The 435-nt window shown below is 74.5% G+C and carries 1 protein-coding gene and 1 pseudogene; both read right to left on the bottom strand.

Annotated elements, in window-relative coordinates:
• Positions 1 to 53: 53 nt before the first annotated feature.
• Positions 54 to 215, bottom strand: a complete 162-nt coding sequence (locus LPA54_RS39355; protein WP_167741061.1) for a hypothetical protein — start codon at positions 213 to 215, stop codon at positions 54 to 56.
• Positions 216 to 335: 120 nt separating this feature from the next.
• Positions 336 to 435, bottom strand: a pseudogene (locus LPA54_RS39350) (tRNA (adenosine(37)-N6)-threonylcarbamoyltransferase complex ATPase subunit type 1 TsaE); the annotation flags it as partial.

Raw genomic sequence — 435 nt, 5'->3', positions numbered from 1 at the left:
ATGTGGAGGTTCGCGACGATCGGCCGCACGGTCGTCGTGGTGCCGTAGGAGCCCTACGCAGCCGCGCGCCGGTCGCGTACGGCCTTCTCGTGCCGCGGCGGCTCGGGCGCGGGCGGCGGCGTGGAGACGGCGGCGGCCGCCGCGCACGCGGCGAGCAGGTCGCGCATGGACACCGGTCGCGGCGTGGACTCACGCCTGCTCGGGACGGCCGGCATGGACGCCTCCTGGACATCGGGGGCGGGACGCGGTTAGGTAACCCTAACCGCGAGCTGGATACCATGTGACCACGCGGGACACCGCGGACGCAACACCTTGCCGACACCTTGTCGGGACGCTCAGGCGGACAGCGATCCCAGCTCGGCCCCGGCCCAGCGGGCGCCCACCCCCTGCACGGTCACGTGCCGCACCTCGTCCGTGGTGTCGCCGACCGCCCGG

The sequence above is a fragment of the Streptomyces sp. DH12 genome (genome assembly GCF_020873895.1).
Lineage (GTDB): Bacteria > Actinomycetota > Actinomycetes > Streptomycetales > Streptomycetaceae > Streptomyces.
This window is presented reverse-complemented; position numbering and strand designations above follow the sequence as displayed.

Excerpts from the sequence above, each read along its gene's own strand:
- LPA54_RS39355 (WP_167741061.1), bottom strand. The coding sequence starts at position 215 with ATGCCGGCCGTCCCGAGCAGGCGTGAGTCCACGCCGCGACCGGTGTCC.